Source organism: Streptomyces anthophorae (assembly GCF_049310305.1).
In the GTDB taxonomy this organism is placed as follows: domain Bacteria; phylum Actinomycetota; class Actinomycetes; order Streptomycetales; family Streptomycetaceae; genus Streptomyces.
On sequence record NZ_JBLWQQ010000001.1, the window covers coordinates 4,255,229 to 4,280,385 of the forward strand.

Consider the following 25,157-nt stretch of genomic DNA (forward strand, 5'->3'; position numbering starts at 1 on the left):
CTATCGGTGCGTCTATCGGCGCACCTTCAGCCCGCCAAGTGGTTCCACAGCGAGTCGAACCACGCCTGCCAGCTCCGCAGAAAGACCGACCCCCGCGAGTTCTCGTTGCCGTCCTTGACGTAGTGCGTGAGTTTGGCGCCGAGGCCCAGCACGTCCAGCGCCTGGACCGTCACCTCGTCGTCCAGGACGATGGGCCGCTCGATGACCTCGTACGGGCCGTGCAGCGCCTGCTCGCCCCCGACCAGGTACAGCTTCGACGTCGGCGTGAGCTTCACGTGCCGGATCTCGATGCTCGCGGACTCCACGAGCCCCTCTGCCTCCAGCTGCCGAAGCTCCACCTGCATGGACGAGCTGTGCCGCCGCGTGATCTCCAGCAACCGGTCCTTCAACTCCGCGGTCAGCCGCCCGTCCGGGTCGTCCAGGGCCCGCGGGTAGGGCAGGTCGAGGGACTCGTCGGGGAGCAGCATCCGGATGGCGATGCTCCGGGGAGCCACCTCGCCGAGTCTGATCCGCTCGATCTGGCCCTTCACCTGCATGTCGAGCGACTCCGACGTCAGGGTGAACACGTCGAGCAGGACCTCGGGCCCCGCGAAGGCCTCGTCGAAGAATCCGCGCAGCGTCACCCGCCCCTCTATCGCCGCCCGCGCGGTGTACGACTGCGCCTCCTGCGCCCGGACGACACGGGTCCCACTGCCCTGCTTCGACTCGACCCAGCCCTCGGTGCGCAGCTGCTTGAGCGCGCGCTGCACCGTGTCCCGGGACACGCCGAACTCCTCGGCCAGGGGCCGCTGGGCCGGCAACAGGGACCCCAGCGAGTACACGCCGCCGGCCATCCGCGCGCGCAGCTCCTCCACGACACGGAAGACCTCTTTGCCGCCGCTGGCTCCGCTCCGGCTGCTCGTCACGGGAAGAAAGTACCTCCGTCAGCCCAACCGCACACCGGATTCAGTCAACTTCCGCGCCTTTCCCGGGCATTGATTAACGATCTGTCGGGCCGGGGAAGACCAATCCAAGTCCAACAGTCCAATTGGACTGGTTGGCCGACAGTTGAAGGGTGGGACCCCGTGAATCCGATGCCGCAGTTGCTGGCGACCGTGCTCGGCTACGGTCTGGAGCTGTTCGTCCAGTCCGAGTACGGGGGCCTCGGGCTCTTGGCCCTCGCCGCCCTCACCCTGCTCCTGTCGGCCGAGCGGAAGTCGACGGCCTGGGGGCTGGCCGGGGCCGCCCTGGTGTTCCTCGCCTTGACTCAGGCCTGAGTCAGGCCTGAGTCAGGCCCGAGTCAAGTCCGACTCAACCCCGCCCGCGCCGCGCCACGTGCTCCCACAAGCCGTCGAACATCGCCTGTTCGCCGTCCACGAAAGCCGCCTGGTCCTCGCCGGTGGAGCGGGCGAAGGGGAACATCTCCGTTTCGAAGCCCTCCACGTCCACGAGCTCCACCGTGTCCCCGCCCTCGTAGTCGTCGATCTCCCGCTCGAACCGCCCCGGAATGTAGTGCCCGACCAGCACCTCCTGCCGGTTCAGGAGGTACACCTTCCTGGTCGGCACGCCGGAGACGAAGCGGAACTCGAAGCTCGCGTCGATGCCGTGGTCGCGCAGCCCCCTGAAGGCGTTGTCCAGCACCATGCGCTGCGAGGCCCACTGGATCCGGCCGCGCCGCCGCACCGCCTCGTCGAGCTTTTCGTCGGATCCCCAGCCGGCCACGGGCGCGGGGTAGTCGACGTCCTTGCCCGGGCCCGGCACCACCATCCGCACCCGCACCGACTCCGGCCGCAGCACCCCCTCGTACACCTTTCCCAGGGGCTCCCCCAGCGCCGTCACCAGCGTCTCCCCGGTCAGGCTCGCCACGTCCACGTACACGTGCGGCGCCTCGAACGCCGCCACCAGGCGTGGGCCGAGGATGCTCCGTGCCGTCTGCGCGCCGAGGGACGGCTGCTCCTTCGGGCGGGACACCGTGGGTGGGCTGCCCTTGCCCAGGTTGGCCAACAGGCCGTCCACACGCAGGAGTTGGAGCGCGTTGCGGACCGTGCCGCGTTCCACTCCGAATTCACGGGCGAGCGCGGCCTGCGTCGGGAGGCGCTCGCCGGGCCTGAGGTCGCCGCCGACGATCCGCTGCCGCAGGGTGCCTGCGATGTCTTCGGCGGTCGGTCTGGGGGCGTTCTCCGTATCAACGTTCGCCACGACGATCTCCCCTCACCCCCTTGACCAAGTCCGTACAACTCTACGGCAGTTGGCTGCCAACTCCACCCGCTGTGCGGGAAGGGATGAGGGAGTCGCAGGTCAGCCGCGACCCAGCAGGATGTCGATGATCGGCTCCAGGGAGCCGATCACCTGCCGCGCCCCCGCCTCCCGCAGCACACTCTCCTTGCGGGCATGACGCGCGTAGCCCAGAAACGCGACGCCCGCCTCCCGCGCGGCCACCAGGTCCGTCACCGCGTCGCCGATCATCAGCGTGGACCCGGGCGCCGCCCCCATCGCCGACATGGCGCGGTTGAGGCAGTACGGGTCCGGTTTGAGGCGTGCCAGATCGCTGGTGCGGCCGTAGATGTGCGGTTCGAAGCAGCCGGACAGGCCGCGGCCCGCGATGTAGCGGCGGGCCGCTTCGGCCGAGTTGTTGGTGGTGATGGCGAGGCGCGTGCCGACCGCGGTCCAGGTGCGGATCAGCGGGTCCGCGTGCTGAGTGGGCCAGGCCGAGGCGACGGCGCGCAGCTCCTGTTCGGTGAGCCGGCTCTCCATCTCCTGGACCAGGTCGCTGTCCGGCCGCGCCCCGCCGAGGCGGCGCAGGGCCGCGTGCGGGTCCACGTCGGCGCGTTCCTCGTCCGTCAGCACGTCGCCGAGCCCCTGCGCGTCCAGCCACTCCACCTGCTGGCGCGCGATCCCCGACGCGGGGCGGCCCGCGAACAGCCGGCAGATCGGCCCGTCGAAGTCGAAGAGGACATGGCGGGCGCCCGCGATCAGCTCGGCGAGGGTGCCCGACTCGCGGGCGTCACCCGCTTCGGTCGTTTCCCGGCTTGATTCGGTCTCTTCTGCCACCGGAACAGTCTGCTTCGTCGTCTCTGAAGTCACTAGGAGAGTGTCAGGTCGGACGTGATGGTTTCCCATAGGGCGTCGAACCACTTCTGCGACTCCTCCACGAAGGTCCGGTCCCGGTGGCCCGCCCGCTCCTCGAAGGAGAAGAGCAGCGCCTGGGTGCCGGTGGCGGAGAACATCTCCAGCTTGGTGTCGTTGTCGATCTCCTCCTCGCGCCGCGTGACCATGTAGTACGACAGGAGCGCCTCGGACTGGTTCAGCAGATAGAGCTTGACCGGCGGGGTGAACGGGAGGGCGCGGAAGGTCACCCGCACGTCGATGTCGTGCGAGGAGCGCAGGGAGCGCAGGTTGTGGCGCAGCACCTGGCCCTGCGCGTTGCGCGTGGCGAGCCAGCGGTTGTGCACCGCGACCGACTCCTCGTGGTCGACGCCGTCGCTGTCGTCCGGGACCGGCACGGGGAAGGCGAGGTCGATGTCGCGGCTGGGCAGCAGGATGCGTACGTCGAGGGACTCGGGGCGGATCCGGCCCTCGTGGATGTGGCGCAGCGGCTCGCCGAGGGCCAGCATCAGGGTCTCCGAGGTCATGCAGACCGCGTCGATACGGACGTGGGGGGCGTGGAAGGCCTCGACCAGGCGAGGGGCGAGGGCGACCATGGAGGGCTGCGGCTCGTCGCGGGCGGCGGTTCCCGGGGCGATGCGCGGGGGGCTGCCCTTGCTGCGCTTGCTCAGCAGGCCGTCCGTCTCCAGGAGCTGGAGCGCCTGACGGACCGTGCCGCGCTCGACGCCGAACTCGTCGGCGAGCGTGGCCTGCGTGGGCAGTTGGTCGCCCGGCCGGAGCGCACCCTCCCTGATGCGCTCGCGGAGCCGGTCGGCGATCTCCTGGGCCGTGAGCCTTCTCCTGCCGTTCAGTGTCACGTCTGCCATGTCCGCCACGCCCTGCTCCCCTGATTCCCTGGGTCACCGCCAAACGGCACAACTCACCTTGATTTGGCAAGAGTTGTCGCCCTCCTGTTTATATACCACGACCAAGTGGGGACAACTCCAGTGCAGTTGGTCGCCAACTTGGAGGAAGGTGGCCAATGGTGGCAGCGAAGGAGACCAGGTAAGGCCCATCAGCGAAGCAACGCCGAAGCAGGGGGAACCACCATGTCCGTTCTGAGCCTCCTCTCCGCGGTGGTCGTGATCACCTTCGAGCAGCTCGCGCAGTGGCACTACGGTCCGGCGGGACTCGCAGGACTGCTCCTGCTCGCCATCGGCGCCAAGGCCAGGAACGCCACCTGCAGTTCCATGGGCGGCGTCCTGCTCGCCCTCACGGTGGCCGGGCCCGCCCTCACGAACTGAGCGTCAGGTCCTGGCTGATCGTGTTCCACAGGCCGTTGAACCACAGGTGGGACTGCTCCACGAACGTCGTGTCGCGCAGCCCCGCCCCGTGCTCGAACGCGAAGAGCATCTGCTGCACGCCCTCGGCGTCGTACACGTCCACCCGCTCGTGGTCGATCTGCTCGCCGCGTCTGGACAGCGTGTAGTACGCGAACAGCGCCTCGTTGCTGTTGAGCAGGTAGAGCTTGACCGGGGGCGTGAACGGCAGCGCGCGGAACTCCACGGCGACGTCCATGCTGTGCGTGGTGCGCAGGGCCAGCAGGTTGTGGCGCAGCACCTGCCCCTGCGCGTTGCGCTGCGCCAGCCAGTCGCGCCGCAGCCAGTCGCCCACCGCCTCCTCCTCCCGCAGGGCCTCCGCCGCCCGCGACACGGGCGCGGCGGCCGGCGGTGGCGCGGGCGCGGGAAACGCGAGGTCGATGTTCCGGCTCGGCAGCAGCACCCGCACGCGCACCCTGGCCGGTTTCGTGCGGCCCTCGTGGATGAGGCGCAGCGGCTCGCCCATCGCGAGCGTCAGGGAGACCGCCGTCAGGCACAGCGCGTCGATCTCCACGTCGGCCTGCTCGAAGGCCGCGGCGATGCGCGGGGCGAGCCCCACCATGGTCGGCTGCGGCGGCGCCTCGGGGCCGAGCGCGCCGGGCCGCGGCTGCCGCGCGACCGTGGGCGGGCTGCCCTTCGAGGCGTTCACCAACAGTTGCTCGGTCTGAAGAATGCGCAGCGCCTGGCGTACGGCGGAGCGCTCCACACCGAACTCGCCCGCCAACTGTGCCTGTGTAGGCATCCGTTGGCCGGGACTCAGGCGACCGGAGGTGATCCGGTCGCGCAGCGCGTCGGCCACTTCGCGGTACGTGGGTCGTGCCCGCTGTGACCTGGGCCGTCCGTTGACGGCTGCATGCTCCCCACTCACAACCAAACCGTACAACTTCCCGCCATCTTTGGGGAGTTGACGTGAAGGTGGTTATGAGCCGCTCTTCAATGGAGATAACTACCTTTGAGTTGGTGGCCAACTTCCCGGACATGGTCGGGGGACCTGAAGTTGGTGACCACGAGGACCACTGGTCCTGAAGGAGGTAGGACAATGCCGCTCTTCGCCATCGTCGTCGCCGCACTCGCCATCGGGTTCGAGCAGCTCATCCAGTGGAAGTACGGGCCGATGGGCATCATCGCCTTCATCGTTCTCTCCGTCGGCCTCAAGGCCAAGAACACCGTGATCAGCGGCATCGGGGCCGTCGTCCTCGTCATGCTGCTCGCCCAGAGCGGCTGACCGGGCTCCCTTCCGGAGGGGAGCCGGGAGCCCGGTCGGTCAGAACGTCCGTACGCGCGCGGGGCCGCGGCTCAGAACACGTCGGGACACCACGGCCGCCGCGCCGTACGCAGCAGGGCGCCGAACCCGGCGGCGGCGCCCGCCTCGTGCTCCACGAGCCGTCCCAGGGCCGCGAGCCGCACCGCGGACTCGTCGCCCAGCCACAGCGCCCCCAACTCGCGTACGTCGACCGTGAGTTGCGGGGAGGCGGCGCCCGGCGAACAGACCGCCCCGCCGGGCGCCGCCGTCAGCGTGAACCGCCCGCCCGCGAGGCCCGCGGGGTCGAGCACCTCGAACGCGAACTCCCCGCTCGTCTCGTACGAGCGCGCCTCCAGGGCCCGGGCCACGTCCAGGATCCGCACCCACAGGAAGTCGGCCTGCGTCACGACGCGGGCGGCGCGCGGGTCGGGCAGCAGGTGCGGCAGCAGGTCGTCGGGGGCGCGAAGCCCGGAGCGCACCGTGGTGATCCAGTCCACGGAGCAGACATACGTCCACAGGGCGCGCTCGGCGGCCGTCGTGACGGCGATCAACTGCTGCACCTGCGCCGTGTTCTGCGGCTGCTTGCCGTCGCCCCAGTGGGGGTCGGCCCGGTACGCGACCAGGCCCTCCACCTCGCCGCGCGCATTGCGGTACACCGCGTGGAACGGCTCCGTCCACGGGTCCTCGAGGGTCGGCCACAGGCCGGTGTTGTACTCCCACCAGTGCTCGTCCCGCGACACCACACCCGCGACGCGGGCGCGCAGCCGCTCGTGCAGCTCCGGACCGACCTTGCGCACCTCCTCCGGGTCCGCCAGGTCCACGCGGCCGCCGTCGTCCGGGCCCGACCAGCGCGGGTCGAGGCCGGCCCGCGGCACGTCGACCTCCCACACGGTGGCGGTGGCGGCCGGGCCGAACCCGAACCGGCCGTAGATCGGGTACTCCGCCGCGATCAGCGTCGCCGCGACGTCGCCGCGCTCCTTCGCCTCGGCGAGATCCGCCGCCATCATGCGGCTGAGCAGGCCGCGACGGCGGTGGGTGGGGCTGACGGTGACGTTGGTGATCGCGTCCGTGGGGACGGTGGCGCCGCCCGGGACGGTGAGCTCCTGCGCGAAGGAGCGGAACGTGGCGACCTGCCGGGTGCCGGTGCCTCCGGCGGGGGCGAAGGCGGCGCGGGTGCGGGTGAGGTCGAAGTGGGCGCGGCGTTTGGCGACCGTCTGCGGGGAGGTGGTCGGTGGGCGGAGGAAACCGGTGTTGAGGGCGCGGCACCAGTCGGGCAACTCGTCCTCGGTCACGGCCCGTACGGTGGGCGCTGCGCTCGCGGCGGGGGTGGGGGCGGGGGCCGGGTTATTCATGCGGTCACGCTAGGTGGGGGCGGACGTGTGTGTCGCCCCGATTCTTCCCGCGCCGCGGTGGGGCTCCGCCCGGGGCGCGTGAGGCGTACGCGGCACCGCACGGGGCTCCGCCCGGGACCCGTGAGGCGTACGCGGCACCGCACGGGGCTCCGCCCCGGACCCCGCGCCTCAATCGCCGGCGGGGCTTGATTTGCCTCGGCTACCCGGCCCGCGCCTCAATGCCGGATGGGCTTGATTGGGCTCAGTTGCCGCCCAAGAGGTCGTCCACCTGGGCCTCGCCCGCGCGGTAGCGGCGGGCGATCTCCGCGCTGCAATCGTCCGCCGTGCCCTGCAACTGGTGGCGGCGGCGCGAGACCTGCTGCTCGTAGCGGACCAGGCGGCCCATCGCCGTGTGCAGTTCGGCGTCCGTGCGGGCCGCCAGGTCGGAGAGCTCCACCTCGGCGAGCATCTCCTGGGCGAGGCGCCGGGACTCCTCGCTGTGCGGGATGCCGACCGTGACGTGCCGGGCGGAGGAGCGCTGCCGCGTCGGCTGGTCCCGGAGGATCTCCGAGAGCCGGTCCACGACCGGGCCCTCGGGGTCCTTCCGCCGGTCCAGCTCGGCCCGCAGGATGTCGATCCGGCCCTGGAGCAGGCGTCGTACGTAGCTCAGGTCCGCCTCGTTCTGCTGGGAGTCGCGGCGCAGCGTGCGCAGCTCCGGCAGGCGCAGGGCCGACAGGTCCGGGGCGGGCACGGCCGGCAGCTCGGGGCTGTCGGTGCGCTGGGCCGGCGGGCGGGACAGCGGCGCCACCCGCTCCTTGTGCGTCAGCGATACGGGCTGCCCGGGCAGCCCCGTACTCGTTGTGTGGCTCATGGCATGGGTATCCATGGTCTGCTTACCGTCCCCTCGACCGGACCGCGCCGCACGCCACCGACGCACCGCGTCTCAGCATGGTGCCACTCCCCATGGCCGCTTAGGGCCCGAGTGCCCCAGATCCGCCCCGGATGGGGGGTTGGGGAGCATGTTCAAACCCCTTGGGGGGCACGAAAATCGGCGCACGGCATGATGGCCGTATGCGAGCAGTGGTGCAGAGGGTGGACGGCGCGAGCGTCGTCGTGGAGGACGAGGTCGTCGGCGAGATCAAGGGCGAGGGGCTGTGCGTCCTCGTCGGGGTCACGCACGAGGACACCAAGGAGAAGGCGGCCCAACTGGCCCGCAAACTCTGGTCGGTGCGGATGCTCGCCGACGAGAAGTCGTGCAGCGACATCGACGCGCCGCTCCTCGTGATCAGCCAGTTCACGCTCTACGGGGACGCCCGCAAGGGCCGCCGCCCCACCTGGAACGCCGCGGCGCCAGGACCGGTCGCCGAGCCGCTGGTCGACGAGGTGGTGGCGCAGCTGCGGGCGCTCGGCGCCACCGTGGCGACGGGCCGGTTCGGGGCACAGATGCGGGTGTCCCTGACGAACGACGGCCCGTTCACGGTGCTGCTGGAGATGTAGCCCACCCGACGGGGCCATGGAACTACGGTTCGACGACGACTTCCTGCGACGCCGCCGTGGCCTCCGCGAGGAGCTCCGCGTCGGCCGGCACGTTCCGCTTGATGACCGCGAGCGCGATCGGGCCCAGCTCGTGGTGGCGCACCGACGTCGTCACGAAGCCGATCTTCCGGCCCTCGGGCCCGTCGGCGGCCAGCCGCACCTCGGCGCCGTGCGGCGGCAGGTGCACCTCGCTGCCGTCCAGGTGCAGAAAGACGAGACGGCGCGGCGGCTTGCCCAGGTTCTGCACGCGGGCGACGGTCTCCTGCCCCCGGTAGCAGCCCTTCTGAAGGTGCACGGCCGAGCCGATCCAGCCCAGCTCGTGCGGGATCGTGCGGTGGTCCGTCTCGAAGCCGAAGCGCGGCCGGTGCTGCTCGACGCGCAGCGCCTCGTACGCGAGCAGGCCGACCGCCGGACCGTTCTCCTCCACGTACGACTCCAGGCCGGCGCGCGGCAGGAACAGATCGCGGCCGTGCGGCGTCTCGCGCACCGCCGCCCCGTCCGGCACCGGCGCGATCGAACCGGCCGGCAGATGCACGACGGCGAACTCGTCCGTCCGGTCGGCTGCCTCGACCCGGTAGAAGAACTTCATCGACTCCAGGTACGCGAGGAGGGCCTCCTGCGTGCCCGGCTCGACGTGCGCCCACGTCGTCGTGCCGTCGTCGACGAGGTACAGGGCGTGCTCGATGTGTCCGTTGGCGGAGAGGATCAGGGCCTCGGTCGCCCGGCCCGGCTCCAGCTGCTCCATGTGCTGGGTGAGCAGCAGGTGCAGCCAGCCCAGCCGGTCGTCACCGGTGACCGTGATCACGCCGCGGTGCGAGAGGTCGACGACGCCCGTCCCGTCGGCGAGGGCACGCTGCTCGCGGAACAGGTCGCCGTAGTGCGCGGCGACGCCTTCGTCCACGCCCTCGCCGGGGACGGCTCCTGGCAGGGTCAGCAGAGGGCTGTTCGTTGAATGTCGCTGCATGGTCACACACACTACGACGAGTGGAAGGACGCGCTTATTCCTGCGTCGGCGCCTTGTCCGCCGCGCAGTTCTCGCAGCGTCCGAAGATCGCGAAGTGCTTGAGGTCGGTGTCGAAACCGAAGGTCTCGCGCAGCTTGGCGGTGAACTCCGCCGCGACGTCCACGTCCGCCTCGATCACGTTCGTACAGTCCCGGCACACCATGTGGATGTGGTGGTGCCGGTCGGCGAGGTGGTACGTGGGTGCTCCGTGCCCGAGATGGGCGTGCGAGACGAGCCCGAGCTCCTCCAGGAGCTCCAGGGTCCGGTAGACCGTAGAAATGTTGACCCCCGACGCCGTCCTGCGCACTTCGCACAAGATGTCGTCGGGGGTCGCGTGCTCGAGGGCGTCCACGGCTTCCAGGACAAGCTGACGCTGCGGCGTCAGCCGGTAGCCGCGCTGCCTCAGATCGCTCTTCCAGTCGGTGCTCACCACACCCACGAGTCTAGAACCACTTGAGGCAAGCGGTTCCGGCCTACTTGAAGAAGGCGATGCCGTCGTCCGGCATGTCCGGCAGGTTGCGCGCCATGTCGGCGACCTCCTCCGGGGAGACGACCTTCTTGAGCTGGGCCGACATGTAGGGGCGCAGCGGGACCTCGGGGGTCTGCTTCTCGCCGACCCACATCAGGTCGCTCTTCACGTAGCCGTAGAGGCGCTTGCCGCCGCTGTACGGGCCGGAGGCCGCCGTGCGGGCCACCGCGTCCGTGGCGATGTCGATCTGCGGCTTCTGGTCGGCGAGCTCGCCGTACCAGACCTCGACGACACCGTCGTCGCGGACCATGACGACCTCGACCTTGCGCTCGTCGTCGATCCGCCAGAAACCGGACTCCGATTCCAGGGGGCGGACCTTCTCGCCCTTTTCGTCGAGCACCCAGGTGTGCGACTGGTACTCGAGGAAGTCCCGGCCGTCGTGGGTGAAGGAGACCTCCTGGCCGAAGTTGCACTTCTCGGAACCGGGGAAGTCGTGGACGCCCGCGCCCTCCCAGGTGCCCAGCAGGAAGGCAAGGGGGACGAGCTTGGGGTTCAGGTCGGACGGGATCTGGATCATGAGCGGTTCAGACGTCTCTCAGTGGGGGGTCAGCGCTGGCCCTGGTACAGCTTCTTCACGGTCAGACCCGCGAAGGCGACGACGCCGACGCAGACCAGGACGAGAAGGGTGGAGAAGAAGGCCTCAAGCACGGGATTGCTCCTCGGTGAGCGGAACGTATGCGGATAACAGAGCCGGACCCCACTGTAGTCGTCCGGGCACCGGAGCTCTCGGCGAGGTCGGCCACAGCGGGTGGCGGGGGCGGGTGTCAGGGGCGACGCTTCTTGCCGTCCAGTTCGTCCCACCACTCGTCGGACTTCGGATCGCCGGAGGGGTCGTCCCACCAGCGGTCCTCGGGGCCTCGCCGGTTGGCGACGATGGCGGCGACCGGCGGGATCACCATGGCGACGACGCACATGGCGACGGCGGCCGGCACGGACCAGAGCCGCACGACGCCCCAGGCCAGCACGAACAGGCCGATGCAGACGCCCATCATGGCGAAGTAGACGTGCTTTCGCCGCGCGTACATACCTTCAGCGTAAGCCCGCGCGGGCCCCGGAAACATGCCGAAGGACCGCACCCGTACCAGTGGCGTCCAACCCAGGCGGGGTGCGGCCCTTCAGCCGTCGTGTGTGACCGCTCAGACGGCGATCGCGACCTCGGCGAGCCCGCCGGTCTGGGCGACGACCGTACGGTCGGCCTGGCCGCCGGGGACCAGGGCGCGCAGGGTCCACGTGCCCTCGGCCGCGTAGAAGCGGAACTGGCCCGTGGCCGAGGTGGGGACCTCGGCGGTGAACTCGCCGGTCGAGTCCAGGAGGCGCACGTAACCGGTGACGGGCTCGCCGTCCTTGGTCACCTGGCCCTGGATGGTGGTCTCACCGGGCTTGATCGTCGAGGCGTCGGGGCCGCCGGCCTTCGCTCCGCACATACTGCTCTCCTTGGAAGTTAAGGCGGTTGATTACTTGTTGGCGCCGAGCTCGATCGGCACGCCGACGAGGGAGCCGTACTCGGTCCACGAGCCGTCGTAGTTCTTGACGTTCTCCTGGCCGAGCAGCTCGTGCAGCACGAACCAGGTGAGCGCGGAGCGCTCACCGATGCGGCAGTACGCGACGGTGTCCTTGGACAGGTCGACCTGCTCGTCCTCGTAGAGGGCCTTGAGCTCTTCGTCCGACTTGAAGGTGCCGTCGTCGTTGGCGTTCTTCGACCACGGGATGTTGCGGGCGGACGGGACGTGGCCCGGACGCTGCGACTGCTCCTGCGGGAGGTGGGCCGGGGCGAGCAGCTTGCCGGAGAACTCGTCGGGCGAGCGCACGTCGACGAGGTTCTTGTTGCCGATCGCGTTCACGACGTCGTCGCGGAAGGCGCGGATCGACGTGTCCTGCGGCTTGGCCTTGTACTGCGTGGCCGGGCGGTTCGGGACCTGCGAGCCGTCGACCAGGTCGCGGGAGTCGAGCTCCCACTTCTTGCGGCCGCCGTCGAGGAGCTTCACGTCCTGGTGGCCGTAGAGCTTGAAGTACCAGAACGCGTAGGAGGCGAACCAGTTGTTGTTGCCGCCGTAGAGGACCACGGTCGTGTCGTTGCCGATGCCCTTCTTCGACAGCAGCTCCTCGAAGCCGGCCTGGTCGATGAAGTCACGGCGGACCGGGTCCTGGAGGTCCTTGGTCCAGTCGATCCGGATCGCGTTCTTGATGTGGTTCTTGTCGTACGCGGACGTGTCCTCGTCGACCTCGACGATCGCCACGTTCTCGTTGTCGAGGTTGGCCTCGACCCAGTCGGCGTCTACCAGGACGTCGCTGCGGCTCATGCTGATTCCTCCGGGGCAGTTGCGGGGGTATGCGAAAGGGGTGTGCGTCACTGCACGGGGACCCCGAGTCGTAGGCCTCGAGGGGTCCGGGAAAAGCGGGAGTTGTGCCGTCCCGCTCAGGCGGCGCGACAGAGCATGGCGGCGACGCGGCACAGGTCTACTGCCCGCCGCTTCGTGAGATCCGCCTGTCGCTTCATGGGTCCGATCGTAAGGACGTACCGGCGGCCGTGTCACCGGCGTGTCGGATGGTGAGACGAGATCGTCCGGAATGTGGGAACGATCGCGCCTCCGGGTGGGCCCGGGCCCGCCGCCGCACCGCCGGGCGCCCGTCGACATCTGCTCTGCGGACGCCGTCGTCTCGCAGTTCGGACCAACGCCGTCCGCGGCCCGTATCGGCGCCCGTTCCGGCCTACCCGACCAGGTCGAGGTTCGAACCCTTCACAGTGATCTCGATGCCCTGGTCGACGGCCTGCACCCGGTCGAGCTTGATCCCGGCCGGCAGGTCGTCGAGCGCCTGCTTGAAGTCGATGACGTCCCTGATCGGGCCCTCCGCCGGCTTGAGCGCCCCGATGTCCGGCAGGCTGTCGGCGTGCGCGGAGACCTGGCCGCCGCTGACGTCGACCGTGCTGCGCACCGTGGGCCGCACCGTGCCGAGCGGGGTCTTGACCGCGACCGTGACCTTGACCTTGTGGTCGCCGCCGTACGCGAGCCCGTCGATCCACGCGGTGATGCCGGGGGCGACCTGGGCCGGGCCCTGCTTCTTCACGGCCTTGAGGAGTTCGGCGTAGTCGATACGGGCGGTGCCGGTGGCCGATTCGGCGGTGGCGGAGCTGTAGCTGCTGTCGAACTTCACGCCCCGCATCTCGGCCTTGAGGTCGGCGACGCGGATGGCTTCGCCGTCGCTCTTGCCGCTCTTCGCCTCGAAGTCCTGGATGCCGAGCTCGACGTCGTCGAGGGTGCCGCCCGCGACCTGGGTCAGGAACGGGAAGCCGTTGATCGACACGTCGGGGGTCTGCCCGAGCCCCTCGCTCGTGCGGATCTTGTCGGCGGCCTTGCTCTCGGCGAAGTGGACCGCGACCCGGTCGGCCGCCACGAAGAGGCCGCCGACCACGACGACAAATATGAGCAGTATTCGCAGTGCGCGCATGGGCCGGAGGGTACGCGACCGTCGGTAGATCAAGCCCCGCTCTTGGACGAGAGCCCGCGGGGTCCGGGGCAGAGCCCCGGGACCGCAACGCCGGACGGGCCTAACCGAGCGCGCGGCCCAGCAACCACACCGCCGGAGCCGCCGCGGCCAGCGGAAGCGCCACGCCCGCCGTCATGTGCACGAACCGGGACGGGAAGTCGTACGACGCGACGCGGTGGCCGATGACGGCGCAGGCGCCCGCGCCGAGGCCGAGCAGGGCACCGCCCGTGCCGAAGTCCGTGACGCCGCCGGCCGCGATGCCCGCACCGGTGCCCGCGAGCAGCGCGACGATCACGGACGCGACGGTCGGCAGCGGCAGCGCCCGGGCCAGGATCGCGACCGCCACGGCCACCCCGCCGACCGTCACCGCGTCGGGCTCGGCCGCCAGGTGCCCGGCCGCCACGATCGCGAGCGCCGCGGAGGCGACCGTCGCCATCAGGCCGTACATCCGCTCGTCCGGGTCGGCGTGCGAGCGCAGCTGGAGGACGAGGGTGAGCAGCACCCAGACGCCGAGCGTGCCGAGGATCGCGGCGGGGCCGTTGTCGCGGCCCGCGACGAGCAGCGCGATGTCCGCGACGACGCCGCCCATGAACGCCAGCGCGATGCCCTGGCGGGCGGGCCACATCCCGTTGAGCCGGAACCAGCCGGCGGCCGTGACCGCTTGCAGCAGCACGAGCGGTACGAGCAGCGCGTACGACCCGATGGCGGCCCCACCGGCGAGCAGAAGCCCGAGCACGGCGGTGAGCGCGGCGGGCTGGAGCCCGGGCTCGATGATCGGCGAGCGCCGTTGAGCCCGACGATCCAGCCCCTGCGGCGATTGAGCATGGGTGGGCACATCAAGCCCCGCGCTGGGACGGGAGCCAGCGGGGTCCGGGGCGGAGCCCCGTGGCGTGGGCGCCTCAGGAGCCTGAGGGACGCCCTCGTACGACCACTGCTGCTGCGGCGCCGCATCGTAGCCATAGGCCTGCTGCGGAACCGGCTGCTGCGGCTGCGTATAAGCGTCGTACTGCGCGTCGTACTGATACGGGTACTGCTGGTTGTTGCTCATCGGGGTGTCATCCTCCTGCGAACGGCGGGAGCACCTCGACCGTGCCGCCCTCGGCAAGCCGTACCGTCTCATGGCCGCGGGTCCCGACCGGGTCCCCGTCGACCAGGAACGAGGAGCGCTGGAGCACCCGGACGAGATCGCCGGGGTGCCGCGTGCGCACCGCTTCCAGCGCCGCGGCCAGCGTCTCCGCCTCGTACGGCTCCTCCGCGACGCCGGCGGCGGCCTTGGCCGCGGCCCAGAAGCGGATCGTGCCCTGCGCCATTCCGACTCCTCTCTCGGTCCCGCCCCGCTGCGCGGTGCGGCGTCCTATTGTGCGCCAAGCGTGCGCGCGACCCACGCCCCGATCCGCTCGATCAGCTCGTCGCTCGCCGCGTTCTCGGCGTGGCCCATGCCCGGCTCGAGCCACAGCTCCGCCGCCCCGTCGGAGGCCGCCACCAGCATCCGGGGATGGTCGACGGGAAAGTACGGGTCGCGGTCGCCGTGCACCACGAGCAGCGGGGTCGGCGCGAGCAGCGGGACCGACTCGACCGGGGAGAGCGGGACCGGGTCCCAGTCGTACGGGTGGATCCGCGTGCGCAGCCCGAAGCGGCTGACGAGGCGCCCTGCGGGCCGGGTCACCGCCCAGTGCACCCGCCGCATGGGGGCCGTGCCGCGGTAGAACCACCGGGCGGGGGCGCTCACCGCGACGACCCCGTCAACGTGCGCTTCCGTGCGCCCCCTGTGCAGCGCGGCCTGCCGCAGCACCACGGATCCACCCATGGAGAAGCCGACCGTCACCACCCGCGCGTGCCCGAGCGAACGCGCCCATGCGACGGCCGCCGCGAGATCGAGCACTTCCTTGTCGCCCACCGTGGACCGCCCGCCGGAGCGCCCGTGCCCCCGGAACGAGAACGTGACCACGGCCGCACGCTGCGCGAACACCGCCGCGGCGCGCCGCACGTGGGGCCGCTCCAGATCGCCGGTGAAGCCGTGCGCCAGCACGATCGCCGGAGTGTCCGGGCCGCCAGGACCGGGCTCGTAGGCCGCCTCGACGGCGACCCCGTCACGTGTCCGGAGCATCACGCGCCGTCTCCGTTCGGTGATCGGCCACACAGAAGATCCACGCTCGTCACCTGCCGGACCCCGACTCATGTGGGCTATTGTGCTGGGAAGAGGACTCGGGCAATGCAGCCCCCGGGTCCTTTTGTGCTTTCTGGAGCGTTGTATACGACGCCCCGAAAACACGCACAGAACACCAGGTCAGGACCCCGGGGCGCGGGGTTCCGGCCAACGTACGAAGCAGTGCCGCAAACGTCCTCGCAGGGACCGAGGAGGAACCAGACGTTATGGGCGAGCGAACCGTGCACGAACGTATGACGACCCCCAGGGCAGGTGGGGACCGATGAGCTCTCTTCTGCTCCTCACCAATGCCCTCCAGCCGTCGACGGAGGTGCTTCCCGCTCTCGGCCTGCTCCTGCACAACGTGCGAGTGGCTCCCGCGGAGGGACCCGCACTCGTCGACACCCCCGGCGCCGATGTCATCCTCATCGACGGGCGCCGTGACCTTCCGCAGGTCCGCAGCCTCTGTCAGCTGCTCCGCTCGACGGGGCCCGGCTGTCCGCTGGTGCTCGTCGTGACGGAGGGCGGCCTCGCGGCCGTCACCGCCGACTGGGGCATCGACGACGTGCTCCTGGACACCGCGGGCCCCGCCGAGGTCGAGGCCCGGCTCCGGCTCGCCATGGGCCGGCAGCAGATCGTCACCGACGACTCCCCGATGGAGATCCGCAACGGCGATCTGTCGGTGGACGAGGCGACGTACAGCGCGAAGCTCAAGGGCCGGGTCCTCGACCTGACCTTCAAGGAGTTCGAGCTCCTGAAGTACCTGGCGCAGCACCCGGGCCGTGTGTTCACGCGCGCCCAGCTGCTCCAGGAGGTCTGGGGCTACGACTACTTCGGCGGCACCCGGACCGTGGACGTGCACGTACGGCGTCTGCGCGCGAAGCTCGGGCCCGAGCACGAGTCGTTGATCGGCACCGTGCGCAACGTGGGCTACCGCTTCGTCACCCCGGAGAAGCCGGAGAAGAAGGCGGAGAAGAACGCCGAGGCGCGGGCCGAGAAGCAGGCGGAACAGGAGGCCGAGCAGCGGGCCGCGGGCGCGAACAAGGCGGATAACGCGGGAAACACGGACAAGCTCCCGTCCGCCGTGGAAGGAGTGGGCCGGCCGGCTCCCGTACGCCGGTAGCCGTGCGGCTCACGCCCTGCCCAGAGGGTGGTCCATCCGCGTAGACTCCGCGCGTGGCCAAGGTGACTCGGGACGATGTGGCGCGACTGGCGGGTACCTCGACCGCCGTCGTGTCCTACGTGATCAACAACGGACCCCGGCCGGTCGCCCCGGCCACGCGCGAGCGGGTACTCGCCGCGATCAAGGAGCTGGGGTACCGGCCCGACCGGGTCGCCCAGGCCATGGCCTCGCGGCGGACCGACCTTATAGGCATGATCGTGCCGGACGCGCGCCAGCCGTTCTTCGCGGAGATGACGCACGCCGTCGAACAGGCGGCGTCCGAGCGCGGGAAAATGGTCCTGGTCGGCAATTCGGACTACGTGCCCGACCGTGAGGTCCACTACGTCCGCGCCTTCCTCGGCATGCGGGTCTCGGGCCTGATCCTCGTCAGCCACGGTTTCAACGACCTGGCGGCGAACGAGATCGAGGCCTGGGACGCCCGCGTCGTCCTGCTGCACGAGCGGCCCGAGGCGATCGACGACGTCGCGGTCGTGACCGACGACGTGGGCGGCGCCCAGCTCGCCACCCGGCACCTCCTGGAGCACGGGCACGAGTACGTCGCCTGTCTGGGCGGCACCGCGGACACCCCGTCCGTCGGTGACCCGGTCTCCGACCACGTCGAGGGCTGGCGCCGCGCCATGAAGGAGGCGGGGCGGCCCATCGAGGGCCGGCTCTTCGAGGCCCCGTACAACCGGTACGACGCGTACCAGGTGGCGCTCGGCCTGCTGGCCGGGCCCGACCGGCCGCCCGCGATCTTCTGCTCCACGGACGACCAGGCCATCGGTGTGCTGCGGGCCGCGCGCGAGCTGCGCATCGACGTGCCGGGCGAGCTGGCGGTGGCCGGGTTCGACGACGTGAAGGAGGCGGGGCTCACCGATCCGCCGCTGACGACCGTCGCCTCGGACCGTCCCGCGATGGCGCGGGCCGCCGTGGACCTCGTCCTCGACGACTCGCTGCGGGTGGCCGGGTCGCGGCGCGAGCGGCTGAAGCTGTTCCCCTCGCGGCTGGTCGTCCGGCAGTCCTGCGGCTGCGAGTAGGCTCCGCCGGGCCGTCTTTACTTCGGGCAAACAGGGTTCTGCCGGGACTCTCAGGACACCCTCAGCCTGCTCTCATGAACGCGCCACAGGCTGGGTGCCATGACCGACACCTACCGCCGAAGCGGCGACGACCCCCAGGCCTACCCTCCGCAGCCCCCGTACCTGCCGGGCGTGGTGCTCTCCGAGCAGACGCACGAGCAACCGCGGTACGAGCACCCGCAGCAGGAGCAGTTCCAGCACGAGCAGCCGCAGCACGGCAGCCCGCGGAAGAAGCGGCTGCGGGGCCCCGCCGGGCTGATCACGGCGGTGGCGATCGCGGCGGCAGTCGTCGGTGGCGGCACGGCGTACGGCATCCAGGAGCTCACCGGCTCCGCCACGGCCTCGTCCTCGACCAGCACCACGGTGGTGCCGAGCAGCAAGAAGGGCACCGTGTCCGGGGTCGCCGAGGCCGTCAGCCCCTCGATAGTCGAGATCAACGCGACGCTCGGCTCCGGTTCCTCGACCGGCTCCGGCGTGATCATCACGAGTGACGGCGAGATCGTCACCAACAACCACGTCGTGTCCGGCGCCTCCTCCGTCAAGGTCTCGACGAGCGACGGCAAGACGTACACGGCGGACGTCGTCGGCACCGACGCGAAGAAGGACCTCGCGCTCATCAAGCTGAAGAACGCCTCCGGCCTCAAGGCCGCGACGCTCGGCGACTCCGAGGGCGTCAAGGTCGGCGACGACGTCGTCGCGATCGGCTCGCCCGAGGGCCTGACCGGCACGGTGACCAGCGGCATCGTCTCCGCGCTCCAGCGCGATGTCACCGTCTCCACCGACGAGGGCCAGCAGCAACAGCAGGGCAGCGGCGGCAGCGGCGAGTGGCCGTTCGAGTTCGGCGGCCAGGAGTTCAACGGCAACACCGGCTCGTCCAAGACGACGTACAAGGCGATCCAGACCGACGCGTCCCTCAACCCCGGCAACTCCGGCGGCGCGCTCATCGACATGAACGGCAACATCATCGGCATCAACTCGGCGATGTACTCGTCCGCTTCCGACTCCTCCACCTCGTCGTCCAGCAACGGCAGCGTGGGTCTCGGCTTCGCCATCCCGATCAACACGGTGAAGGCCGACCTGGACACCTTGCGCTCCGGCCGCACCAACAGCTGACGCCGGCCCCGACCTGGAACGCACACACCGGGTGGGCGTGCGACGCTGAGAGGCGCCGACCGACCACCCGTAATCGACCGACAGGAAGCCCCGGACCATGAGCCCCGCCGAAGGCGAACCGCAGCGCATTCTCATCGTCGACGACGAGCCCGCGGTACTGGAGGCACTCCAGCGTTCCCTCGCCTTCGAGGGCTACGCCACCGAGGTCGCGGTCGACGGCGCCGACGCCCTGGAGAAGGTCGCCTCGTACCGCCCCGACCTGGTCGTCCTCGACATCCAGATGCCCCGCATGGACGGCCTGACCGCGGCCCGACGGATGCGCGCCACCGGCTCCACCACGCCGATCCTCATGCTCACCGCCCGCGACACCGTCGGCGACCGCGTCACCGGCCTCGACGCGGGCGCGGACGACTACCTGGTCAAGCCGTTCGAGCTCGACGAACTGTTCGCCCGCGTACGGGCCCTGCTGCGCCGCAGCTCGTACGCGGCCGCCGGCGACGACGCCGCCGACTCCGACGCCCTCTCCTTCGCCGACCTGCGCATGGACCTCACGACCCGCGAGGTCACCCGCGGCGGCCGTCCGGTCGAGCTGACCCGCACCGAGTACACGCTCCTGGAGATGTTCCTCGCGCACCCCCGCCAGGTCCTCACCCGCGAGCAGATCCTCAAGGCCGTCTGGGGCTTCGACTTCGAGCCGTCGTCCAACTCCCTGGACGTCTACGTGATGTACCTGCGGCGCAAGACCGAGGCGGGCGGCGAACCGCGCCTCGTGCACACGGTGCGGGGCGTGGGCTATGTGCTGCGGTCCGGCGGAGCGGCCGAGTGAGCAAGCTCGTACGCCGGCTGCGGACGCTGCCGTTGAGGTCGCGGATCGCGCTCCTGGTGGCCGTCGCGGTGGCGGCCGCGGTCGCCGCGGTGGCGGTGACCTGCTGGTTCGTCACGATGAAGCAGCTGTACGCGCAGCTGGACAACGACCTGGTGCAGCAGGCCCACTCCATCAAGCGCGAACAGATGGACTACGTCCTCGCGGGCTGCCAGTCCGGCGACTCCTCGGCCCAGCACAACTTCCCGGGCCCGACGATCCAGATCATCCAGTCCGACGGCAAGGCCTGCACCTCGCAGGGCGACCCCCGGATCCCCGTTCAGCCCTCCGACCGGAGGGTCGCGGCGGGCACCTCGGACAGTTCGGTGCACACCACGGACGACGTCAAGGGCCAGGCCATGCGGGTCCTCACCGTCCCGATCGTCCAGGACGACACCCGCCTCCCCGGCGTCGCCGCCTCCGTCGCCACGCCCCTCGACGAGATCACCAAGCCGCTGACCACGCTGGCCTGGCTCCTCCTCCTCGTCGGCGGCGTCGGCGTCGTCGGCTCGACGGCCGCGGGGCTGTGGATCGCCCGGACCGGCCTGCGCCCCGTCGACCAGCTCACCGAGACCGTCGAGCACGTGGCCAGGACCGAGGACCTCACCGTACGGATCCCGGTCGAGGGCGACGACGAGATCGCGCGCCTGTCGGAGTCGTTCAACTCGATGACCGCGTCCCTCGCCTCGTCCCGCGAACTCCAGCAGCAGCTCATCGCCGACGCGGGTCATGAGCTGCGGACGCCGCTGACCTCGATGCGTACCAACATCGAGCTGCTCACCCGGATCGAGGAGACCGGCCGCTCCATCCCCGCGGAGGACCGCAAGGCGCTGATGGCCTCGGTGAAGGCGCAGATGACGGAGCTGGCCGCGCTCATCGGCGACCTTCAGGAACTGTCGCGTACGGGACTGACCGGGGCCGAAGGGCCGTTGAAGGTGGTCTCGCTGCACGACACCGTGCGCAGCGCCATCGAGCGCGCCCGGCTCCGCGGCCCCGAGCTGACCTTCGACGCGGAGCTGGCCCCCTGGTACGTACGGGCGGAACCGGCGGCCCTTGAGCGGGCGGTCGTGAACCTGCTGGACAACGCCGTGAAGTTCAGCCCGGAGAAGGGCCGCGTCGAGGTCCGGCTGATGCGCGGCACGCTCACCGTGCGGGACCACGGCCCCGGCATCCCGGACGATGAACTCCCTTACGTCTTCGACCGGTTCTGGCGCTCGCCGACCGCGCGCGCCCTGCCGGGCTCCGGCCTCGGCCTGTCGATCGTGGCGCGCACGGTCGAGGCCAGCGGCGGGCACGTGGGCCTGTCGGCCGCGGACGGCGGCGGCACTCTGGCGACGCTGTCGCTGCCGGGCGCGCCGACCCCGCCGCCGGAGATCCCGTAACGGGCGCCGGCCCGGCTCACTTGCCGACCGAGAGCCCGCCGCCCGACAGGTCGACCCGGATGCCCTCCTTCTCCACGGTCACGTCCTGGAGCCGTACGTACCCGGAGTCTCCGGGCAGCTGCGGCACCCGGAAGGCGAGGGAGAGCCGGTCGGCGAGCTCGGGCCGGGTGAGGCGGGTGAGGCCGTCGAGCAGCGCGGGGTCGAGACCGATCCTCTTCAGGATCTCGGGGTGGGCGAGCGCGATGTCGATCAGGTTCGTGCCCATCAGCTGCTTCACGAAGCGCGGCGTCCCGGTCAGCTCGCGCAGCTTCGCGTCGCTGTTCAGCGCCTGCTGCACCGCGCTGTCCGGCACCCCGAGCCGCTTCACCACGGCGGGCACGGAGAGCAGCCGGCGCGCCTTGTCGACCTGCTGGGTGAGCTTGTCCACGGACTGGCGCGTGAGGTGCAGGCCCTCGGAGGCGCGGGTGCCGGGGCGGTAGGTGGCGAGGTCGCCGATGGCGAGGCTCATGTTGTCGATGTCGGTGGAGATCCCGGACGCGCCGAGCCGCTGGATGTTCGCGTCCGCCCGCACCTTCACGTCGTGCCCGGCGACGGGCAGGGTGCCGCGCGCGAGCACCTTGTTCTTGCCGTGTCCGCTGAACGTGACCTGGGACGCGCCCAGCTCACGGTTCATGTCGGCGAAGCTGAGCAGCACCTGGCCGTTCATCTGGTCGGCGTAGGCGCCGCTGATGTCGGTGAGGCCAGAGCCCTTGATGCGTACGTTGTGCGCGGTCGCGGAGACCTTGGCGAGGGTGACGCGGTCGGCGGCGACGTCGGGGACCGTCACCTTCATCTCGCCGATGCGGCGGTCGGCGAGCTGGGTGAGGAACGGGAAGCCGCCGATCTCCACCTCGGGCGCGGCGGTCAGCTTCATCTGCTTCTTGATCTGTTCCGCGGCCTTGTTCTCCGCGTAGAGCACCGCCCAGCGGTCGGCCATGGCCAGGAAACCGCACAGGACCACGACGGCGATCAGGCCCTTCAGCGCGAGGGAGAGCCCGGCGAGGCGGCTCCGGCGCCTGCGCCGTCCGGCGCGCCGGTGGTCCGGTGGGGACCACTGATCGTCGTCCGGTGGAACCAAATCCTCCGCGCCGTCATCAAACCAATCGTCAAACGCCGTACGGTCGTTGGATATGGGCTCGTCGTCCATGCGGTGGGGGGTACGCATCGGCCGATTTCATCACACACCCCCACGGATTGCACAAATAACCTTCACAGGTGTGGGGTGGCCCACTGTTCACCCGCAGGGCCACCGTAGGCCACCCCAACGCACGCTCCGTTTCGGCAGTTTGACGATCGCGTTCCGGTCCGCCGTCAGCGGCGCAGCCGCCTGGCCGCCAGGGCCGTACCCGCCGCCACCAGCAGCGCGGCCGCCAGGGCCGCCCACAGCGGGCCCGTCCCGCCGGTGTCGGCCAACTCGCCACCGCCGCCCGGCGGATGTGTCGGTTCCGGAGCCGGTGTCGGGTGCCCGGTGGGCGGTGCCGTCGGCGTGGGGGTCGGCGTCGTGCCCGCCCGGTCGGTATTGGTGATCGTGCAGGTCACCGAGGACCCCGCGCCGACCGTCACCTTCTCGTCGGACACCGGCAGCGCACCCTCGGGCCCCTCGCAGGCCCAGTCCCCGGCGTCGTAGTCCTCGGGGCCGCCGGACTCGGAGAGCGTGTAGGTGCCCGACTCGACCCGCGCGTCCGTCACCTCGTCCGCGCCCGAGGTGCCGGACAGCTCGCTCGGCCCGTTCGCCCCGAGCGTCCAGTCGCCGGGGGCCGCGGTGCCGCCGTGGCTGTTCACCACCTTCTTGACCAGGGTCAGCCGGGACTCGCAGACGACCTTGTTCTCCACGGTGAACGCGTTGTGCTCCCGCGTGAGTTCCCCGTCGTAGGGCACGGCCTCGTCGACGGCGGCCCCGTTGGCCTCGACGACGTGGCTCTCCTGGAGCCGGCAGGAGTCCGGCAGCTCGGGGGTCTCGTCGAAGGTGGCGGTGTCCCCGACGTGGTAGCCCTCGCGCGCGGCGCCCCAGTCCTGCGGGCTCGCGCCCGCGCCGGACGGGCCCGTGAGGTTCAGCGCGGCGTCGAAGCCGTCGGGTCTGTCGGCGTGCCCGTACTCCTTGCCGTCGATCACCCACCGTTTGTCGACGGTCACGTCCGCCGCCTGATCGGGACGGTTGTAGACGACACAGCTGACGGCGGCGAGGCTCGGCACGTTCACGGTGAACGCGGGCGCCGCCGCCGTCCCCGTGTTCACGACGTCCACCTTCCGGCCGTCGTCGAGATTGGTGCACACCGCGTTCTGCCCGCCCTGGGTGACGAGCGTGTGGTTCGGCTGCTGGGTCTCGGCGACGTCGATGTCCGCGTCGGTGGTGCCGCTCGGATACGTCGGGTGGAAGACGACTCCGCCCGTGCCGTCGTCCTCCGTGAGCTGGGTGTCCGGCAGGTTGCCCATCCCCGGGGTCGTCGACGAGGCGTCGAACTGCCAGCCGGGGCCCGCAGGTTCGGCGCCGGACACGTCCTCGCCCGTATTGCCCGGCGGCACGATCTGCTTGATCACCGACAGGGTGCCGTCGCAGTGCGTCAGGGCCATGTTGTGCAGCGCCTCGCCGGCCGCCGCGAAGTCGTCGGTCTGGTAGTAGTCGGCGGTCGTGGGGTTCGAGCCGGTGAACGCCTCCTGGCCGGAGATCGCCCGCAGGTTGCGCCCGGAGACGCCCTCGACGCCCTTGCCGACACCGACGGCGACGACGCGCGAGCCCTGCGCCTTGACGGCGTTCGCGGCGAAGATGCCGCCCTCGACGTCGGCGAAGTGGGTGTGCGAACCGTCGCCCTTGTAGGGCTTGCTGAAGCGGGTCGGGTTGCCGTCGGTGAGCACGACGACCATGTCGTACTTCGGGGCCGCCTGGGCGACCGCGTTGAGGCCCTGGTCCCAGTTGGTTCCGGAGCCGAGGCCCCAGTCCTTGTAGAGGTTCTTGAAGGAGTCGGCCCCGGCCTGCGTGGACACCGGCATGAGAGCCGGGTGGTTGCTGGTGCCGGTGCTCGGCGAGTTGCGGTCGAAGGAGAAGAGCGAGAGCCGCGACGGCGTACCGGTGAGCGTGTCGGTCAGCTTGTCGGTGGCGGACTTGAGCTGCGGCAGCGCACTGCCCACGGAGGCGGACAGGTCAAGGACCACAGCGATGTCGAGGCCGCACGACTCGGGCATCTCCGGGTTCGTACGGGACTGCTGCCACACGCCCCCGGACGCGACGTACGGGCTCGTCGAGTAGTCCGTGCTCGCCATGAAGTCGCTCGTGGAGGAGTACGTCCGGCCGTCCGCGAGGGCGGGGGTCCGGAACTGGTACGTCGATTCCACGGAGTCGGAGCCGCTGCCGTTGCCCGTGCGCAGCGTGGGGTTCGTGTACCAGCCCGGCGGTACGCCGTCCTCGACCTGCCGCACCCAGAACCGCTTGCCCTCGTTCGCGCCGCCGCTCGCGGTGTCCGGCACGACGAAGTTGCAGTCGCCGTCTCCGTCGGAGGTGCACTGCGCCCAGGCCCCGGAGACCGGAGTGGTCGCGCTCTCGCTCGCGTAGAGGGCGAGCCGGACCCCGGCGAGCGGGGCCACGGTGGCGTCGCCGTCGCGGTCTCCGCCGGTCTTCACGGTGACGACGGACGTCCCCGCGGCGGGCGCGGGGACGTCGGCCGGGGCACCGGCGGCCGCCGTGGAGCCCATGAGCGCCAGCGCGAGCGCGCCCAGCAGGGCCCGCACAGCGGAGCCCCGCCAGGGCAGTCGGCAACCGCGATGGCCTTGGAATCTCATACAGGGCTCCCCGGGACGGCACATTCTCGGGGA

The 25,157-nt window shown here is 70.8% G+C and carries 29 protein-coding genes; 9 read left to right on the forward strand and 20 right to left on the reverse strand.

Features of this window, described 5'->3' with window-relative positions:
- Window positions 1–26: 26 nt before the first annotated feature.
- Window positions 27–905 (reverse strand): GntR family transcriptional regulator, encoded by an 879-nt coding sequence (locus ACNYS0_RS19115; protein ID WP_422475207.1) that lies wholly within the window; start codon window positions 903–905, stop codon window positions 27–29.
- A 159-nt stretch (window positions 906–1,064) separates the two neighbouring features.
- Here ACNYS0_RS19115 and ACNYS0_RS19120 point away from each other — a divergent pair, with 159 nt between their 5' ends.
- Window positions 1,065–1,256, forward strand: a complete 192-nt coding sequence (locus ACNYS0_RS19120; protein ID WP_422475209.1) for a hypothetical protein — start codon at window positions 1,065–1,067, stop codon at window positions 1,254–1,256.
- 34 nt (window positions 1,257–1,290) lie between these two features.
- Here ACNYS0_RS19120 and ACNYS0_RS19125 read toward each other — a convergent pair whose 3' ends face one another.
- The 3 genes from ACNYS0_RS19125 to ACNYS0_RS19135 all read right to left on the reverse strand — a co-directional run bounded on the left by ACNYS0_RS19125 (window position 1,291) and on the right by ACNYS0_RS19135 (window position 3,950).
- Window positions 1,291–2,178 carry a winged helix-turn-helix domain-containing protein gene (locus ACNYS0_RS19125; RefSeq protein WP_422475211.1) on the reverse strand — a complete coding sequence of 296 codons (888 nt, stop codon included), beginning with the start codon at window positions 2,176–2,178 and terminating at the stop codon, window positions 1,291–1,293.
- A gap of 99 nt (window positions 2,179–2,277) precedes the next feature.
- Window positions 2,278–3,114 carry an HAD family hydrolase gene (locus ACNYS0_RS19130; RefSeq protein WP_422475213.1) on the reverse strand — a complete coding sequence of 279 codons (837 nt, stop codon included), beginning with the start codon at window positions 3,112–3,114 and terminating at the stop codon, window positions 2,278–2,280.
- Entirely contained in the window at window positions 3,063–3,950 is an 888-nt protein-coding gene (locus tag ACNYS0_RS19135; RefSeq protein ID WP_422482725.1) for a GntR family transcriptional regulator, read from the reverse strand. Before ACNYS0_RS19135 ends, ACNYS0_RS19130 begins: the two co-directional genes overlap by 52 nt.
- Window positions 3,951–4,172: 222 nt before the next feature.
- Here ACNYS0_RS19135 and ACNYS0_RS19140 point away from each other — a divergent pair, with 222 nt between their 5' ends.
- Window positions 4,173–4,367, forward strand: a complete 195-nt coding sequence (locus ACNYS0_RS19140) for a hypothetical protein (RefSeq protein ID WP_422408600.1) — start codon at window positions 4,173–4,175, stop codon at window positions 4,365–4,367.
- Here the strand turns inward: ACNYS0_RS19140 and ACNYS0_RS19145 are convergent.
- Window positions 4,357–5,316 carry a winged helix-turn-helix domain-containing protein gene (locus tag ACNYS0_RS19145; protein ID WP_422475215.1) on the reverse strand — a complete coding sequence of 320 codons (960 nt, stop codon included), beginning with the start codon at window positions 5,314–5,316 and terminating at the stop codon, window positions 4,357–4,359. The two genes, ACNYS0_RS19140 and ACNYS0_RS19145, sit on opposite strands and share 11 nt — an antisense overlap.
- 165 nt (window positions 5,317–5,481) lie before the next feature.
- Here ACNYS0_RS19145 and ACNYS0_RS19150 point away from each other — a divergent pair, with 165 nt between their 5' ends.
- Entirely contained in the window at window positions 5,482–5,667 is a 186-nt protein-coding gene (locus ACNYS0_RS19150) for a hypothetical protein (RefSeq protein WP_356375748.1), read from the forward strand.
- A 71-nt stretch (window positions 5,668–5,738) separates the two neighbouring features.
- On the opposite strand, the gene ACNYS0_RS19155 is transcribed toward ACNYS0_RS19150, so the two are convergent.
- Both ACNYS0_RS19155 and ACNYS0_RS19160 read right to left on the reverse strand, forming a co-directional pair.
- Window positions 5,739–7,037, reverse strand: a complete 1,299-nt coding sequence (locus ACNYS0_RS19155; RefSeq protein WP_422475217.1) for a GNAT family N-acetyltransferase — start codon at window positions 7,035–7,037, stop codon at window positions 5,739–5,741.
- Between the two features lie 241 nt (window positions 7,038–7,278).
- Window positions 7,279–7,887, reverse strand: coding sequence for an RsiG family protein (locus ACNYS0_RS19160; protein WP_422475219.1), 609 nt, complete (start codon window positions 7,885–7,887; stop codon window positions 7,279–7,281).
- 200 nt (window positions 7,888–8,087) lie between these two features.
- Between ACNYS0_RS19160 and dtd the strand changes: the two genes are divergently transcribed.
- The gene (dtd, locus tag ACNYS0_RS19165; RefSeq protein ID WP_326775119.1) at window positions 8,088–8,513 is read left to right on the forward strand and encodes a D-aminoacyl-tRNA deacylase; all 426 of its coding nucleotides are present in this window, start codon (window positions 8,088–8,090) and stop codon (window positions 8,511–8,513) included.
- 22 nt (window positions 8,514–8,535) lie between these two features.
- Here the strand turns inward: dtd and ygfZ are convergent, their stop codons facing one another.
- The 11 genes from ygfZ to ACNYS0_RS19220 all read right to left on the reverse strand — a co-directional run bounded on the left by ygfZ (window position 8,536) and on the right by ACNYS0_RS19220 (window position 15,749).
- Window positions 8,536–9,516 carry a CAF17-like 4Fe-4S cluster assembly/insertion protein YgfZ gene (gene ygfZ / locus ACNYS0_RS19170; protein WP_422475220.1) on the reverse strand — a complete coding sequence of 327 codons (981 nt, stop codon included), beginning with the start codon at window positions 9,514–9,516 and terminating at the stop codon, window positions 8,536–8,538.
- A gap of 34 nt (window positions 9,517–9,550) precedes the next feature.
- Window positions 9,551–9,988, reverse strand: coding sequence for a Fur family transcriptional regulator (locus tag ACNYS0_RS19175; protein ID WP_422475221.1), 438 nt, complete (start codon window positions 9,986–9,988; stop codon window positions 9,551–9,553).
- Window positions 9,989–10,028: 40 nt separating this feature from the next.
- Window positions 10,029–10,601 carry a heme-binding beta-barrel domain-containing protein gene (locus ACNYS0_RS19180; RefSeq protein ID WP_422475223.1) on the reverse strand — a complete coding sequence of 191 codons (573 nt, stop codon included), beginning with the start codon at window positions 10,599–10,601 and terminating at the stop codon, window positions 10,029–10,031.
- Window positions 10,602–10,848: 247 nt separating this feature from the next.
- On the reverse strand, window positions 10,849–11,109 hold the full coding sequence (locus ACNYS0_RS19185; protein ID WP_422408594.1) for a DUF3099 domain-containing protein: 261 nt from the start codon (window positions 11,107–11,109) through the stop codon (window positions 10,849–10,851).
- A gap of 111 nt (window positions 11,110–11,220) precedes the next feature.
- Window positions 11,221–11,508 carry a DUF1416 domain-containing protein gene (locus ACNYS0_RS19190; protein ID WP_266712503.1) on the reverse strand — a complete coding sequence of 96 codons (288 nt, stop codon included), beginning with the start codon at window positions 11,506–11,508 and terminating at the stop codon, window positions 11,221–11,223.
- A gap of 30 nt (window positions 11,509–11,538) precedes the next feature.
- Entirely contained in the window at window positions 11,539–12,384 is an 846-nt protein-coding gene (locus ACNYS0_RS19195; protein WP_422408593.1) for a sulfurtransferase, read from the reverse strand.
- 116 nt (window positions 12,385–12,500) lie between these two features.
- Entirely contained in the window at window positions 12,501–12,581 is an 81-nt protein-coding gene (locus tag ACNYS0_RS19200; protein ID WP_352133573.1) for a putative leader peptide, read from the reverse strand.
- Window positions 12,582–12,793: 212 nt separating this feature from the next.
- On the reverse strand, window positions 12,794–13,531 hold the full coding sequence (locus tag ACNYS0_RS19205; protein WP_422475225.1) for an LmeA family phospholipid-binding protein: 738 nt from the start codon (window positions 13,529–13,531) through the stop codon (window positions 12,794–12,796).
- 100 nt (window positions 13,532–13,631) lie between these two features.
- Window positions 13,632–14,690 (reverse strand): hypothetical protein, encoded by a 1,059-nt coding sequence (locus ACNYS0_RS19210; RefSeq protein WP_422475227.1) that lies wholly within the window; start codon window positions 14,688–14,690, stop codon window positions 13,632–13,634.
- The gene (locus ACNYS0_RS19215; protein ID WP_399234010.1) at window positions 14,626–14,880 is read right to left on the reverse strand and encodes a MoaD/ThiS family protein; all 255 of its coding nucleotides are present in this window, start codon (window positions 14,878–14,880) and stop codon (window positions 14,626–14,628) included. The genes ACNYS0_RS19210 and ACNYS0_RS19215 overlap by 65 nt, the downstream gene beginning before the upstream one ends.
- Before the next feature lie 44 nt (window positions 14,881–14,924).
- Window positions 14,925–15,749, reverse strand: a complete 825-nt coding sequence (locus ACNYS0_RS19220; protein WP_422475229.1) for an alpha/beta hydrolase — start codon at window positions 15,747–15,749, stop codon at window positions 14,925–14,927.
- Between the two features lie 250 nt (window positions 15,750–15,999).
- On the opposite strand from ACNYS0_RS19220, the gene ACNYS0_RS19225 reads away from it, so the two are divergent.
- From ACNYS0_RS19225 to ACNYS0_RS19245, 5 genes are all read left to right on the forward strand, one after another.
- Entirely contained in the window at window positions 16,000–16,839 is an 840-nt protein-coding gene (locus ACNYS0_RS19225) for a response regulator transcription factor (RefSeq protein ID WP_422408590.1), read from the forward strand.
- 53 nt (window positions 16,840–16,892) lie between these two features.
- On the forward strand, window positions 16,893–17,915 hold the full coding sequence (locus ACNYS0_RS19230) for a LacI family DNA-binding transcriptional regulator (RefSeq protein ID WP_422475231.1): 1,023 nt from the start codon (window positions 16,893–16,895) through the stop codon (window positions 17,913–17,915).
- 99 nt (window positions 17,916–18,014) lie between these two features.
- Window positions 18,015–19,067: a S1C family serine protease gene (locus ACNYS0_RS19235; RefSeq protein WP_422475233.1), complete on the forward strand. Its 1,053-nt coding sequence runs from the start codon at window positions 18,015–18,017 to the stop codon at window positions 19,065–19,067.
- 97 nt (window positions 19,068–19,164) lie between these two features.
- Complete coding sequence (locus tag ACNYS0_RS19240; protein WP_422475235.1) at window positions 19,165–19,893, forward strand: response regulator transcription factor; 729 nt, start codon at window positions 19,165–19,167, stop codon at window positions 19,891–19,893.
- Window positions 19,890–21,311: a sensor histidine kinase gene (locus tag ACNYS0_RS19245; RefSeq protein WP_422475237.1), complete on the forward strand. Its 1,422-nt coding sequence runs from the start codon at window positions 19,890–19,892 to the stop codon at window positions 21,309–21,311. The genes ACNYS0_RS19240 and ACNYS0_RS19245 overlap by 4 nt, the downstream gene beginning before the upstream one ends.
- Window positions 21,312–21,327: 16 nt before the next feature.
- Here ACNYS0_RS19245 and ACNYS0_RS19250 read toward each other — a convergent pair whose 3' ends face one another.
- Window positions 21,328–22,515, reverse strand: coding sequence for an LmeA family phospholipid-binding protein (locus ACNYS0_RS19250; protein WP_422475239.1), 1,188 nt, complete (start codon window positions 22,513–22,515; stop codon window positions 21,328–21,330).
- A 146-nt stretch (window positions 22,516–22,661) separates the two neighbouring features.
- Window positions 22,662–25,124, reverse strand: a complete 2,463-nt coding sequence (locus ACNYS0_RS19255) for a hypothetical protein (protein WP_422475241.1) — start codon at window positions 25,122–25,124, stop codon at window positions 22,662–22,664.
- Window positions 25,125–25,157 lie beyond the last annotated feature (33 nt).

Bases quoted from the DNA above. Each gene is read 5' to 3' on its own strand.
- ACNYS0_RS19135 (WP_422482725.1), bottom strand. From the start codon at position 3,950: ATGGCAGACGTGACACTGAACGGCAGGAGAAGGCTCACGGCCCAGGAG.
- ACNYS0_RS19140 (WP_422408600.1), top strand. From the start codon at position 4,173: ATGTCCGTTCTGAGCCTCCTCTCCGCGGTGGTCGTGATCACCTTCGAG.
- ACNYS0_RS19150 (WP_356375748.1), top strand. From the start codon at position 5,482: ATGCCGCTCTTCGCCATCGTCGTCGCCGCACTCGCCATCGGGTTCGAG.
- ACNYS0_RS19155 (WP_422475217.1), bottom strand. From the start codon at position 7,037: ATGAATAACCCGGCCCCCGCCCCCACCCCCGCCGCGAGCGCAGCGCCC.
- ACNYS0_RS19160 (WP_422475219.1), bottom strand. From the start codon at position 7,887: ATGAGCCACACAACGAGTACGGGGCTGCCCGGGCAGCCCGTATCGCTG.
- dtd (WP_326775119.1), top strand. From the start codon at position 8,088: ATGCGAGCAGTGGTGCAGAGGGTGGACGGCGCGAGCGTCGTCGTGGAG.
- ygfZ (WP_422475220.1), bottom strand. From the start codon at position 9,516: ATGCAGCGACATTCAACGAACAGCCCTCTGCTGACCCTGCCAGGAGCC.
- ACNYS0_RS19180 (WP_422475223.1), bottom strand. From the start codon at position 10,601: ATGATCCAGATCCCGTCCGACCTGAACCCCAAGCTCGTCCCCCTTGCC.
- ACNYS0_RS19185 (WP_422408594.1), bottom strand. From the start codon at position 11,109: ATGTACGCGCGGCGAAAGCACGTCTACTTCGCCATGATGGGCGTCTGC.
- ACNYS0_RS19190 (WP_266712503.1), bottom strand. From the start codon at position 11,508: ATGTGCGGAGCGAAGGCCGGCGGCCCCGACGCCTCGACGATCAAGCCC.
- ACNYS0_RS19195 (WP_422408593.1), bottom strand. From the start codon at position 12,384: ATGAGCCGCAGCGACGTCCTGGTAGACGCCGACTGGGTCGAGGCCAAC.
- ACNYS0_RS19200 (WP_352133573.1), bottom strand. From the start codon at position 12,581: ATGAAGCGACAGGCGGATCTCACGAAGCGGCGGGCAGTAGACCTGTGC.
- ACNYS0_RS19205 (WP_422475225.1), bottom strand. From the start codon at position 13,531: ATGCGCGCACTGCGAATACTGCTCATATTTGTCGTCGTGGTCGGCGGC.
- ACNYS0_RS19210 (WP_422475227.1), bottom strand. From the start codon at position 14,690: ATGAGACGGTACGGCTTGCCGAGGGCGGCACGGTCGAGGTGCTCCCGC.
- ACNYS0_RS19215 (WP_399234010.1), bottom strand. From the start codon at position 14,880: ATGGCGCAGGGCACGATCCGCTTCTGGGCCGCGGCCAAGGCCGCCGCC.
- ACNYS0_RS19220 (WP_422475229.1), bottom strand. From the start codon at position 15,749: ATGAGTCGGGGTCCGGCAGGTGACGAGCGTGGATCTTCTGTGTGGCCG.
- ACNYS0_RS19225 (WP_422408590.1), top strand. From the start codon at position 16,000: ATGAGCTCTCTTCTGCTCCTCACCAATGCCCTCCAGCCGTCGACGGAG.
- ACNYS0_RS19235 (WP_422475233.1), top strand. From the start codon at position 18,015: ATGACCGACACCTACCGCCGAAGCGGCGACGACCCCCAGGCCTACCCT.
- ACNYS0_RS19240 (WP_422475235.1), top strand. From the start codon at position 19,165: ATGAGCCCCGCCGAAGGCGAACCGCAGCGCATTCTCATCGTCGACGAC.
- ACNYS0_RS19250 (WP_422475239.1), bottom strand. From the start codon at position 22,515: ATGCGTACCCCCCACCGCATGGACGACGAGCCCATATCCAACGACCGT.
- ACNYS0_RS19255 (WP_422475241.1), bottom strand. From the start codon at position 25,124: ATGAGATTCCAAGGCCATCGCGGTTGCCGACTGCCCTGGCGGGGCTCC.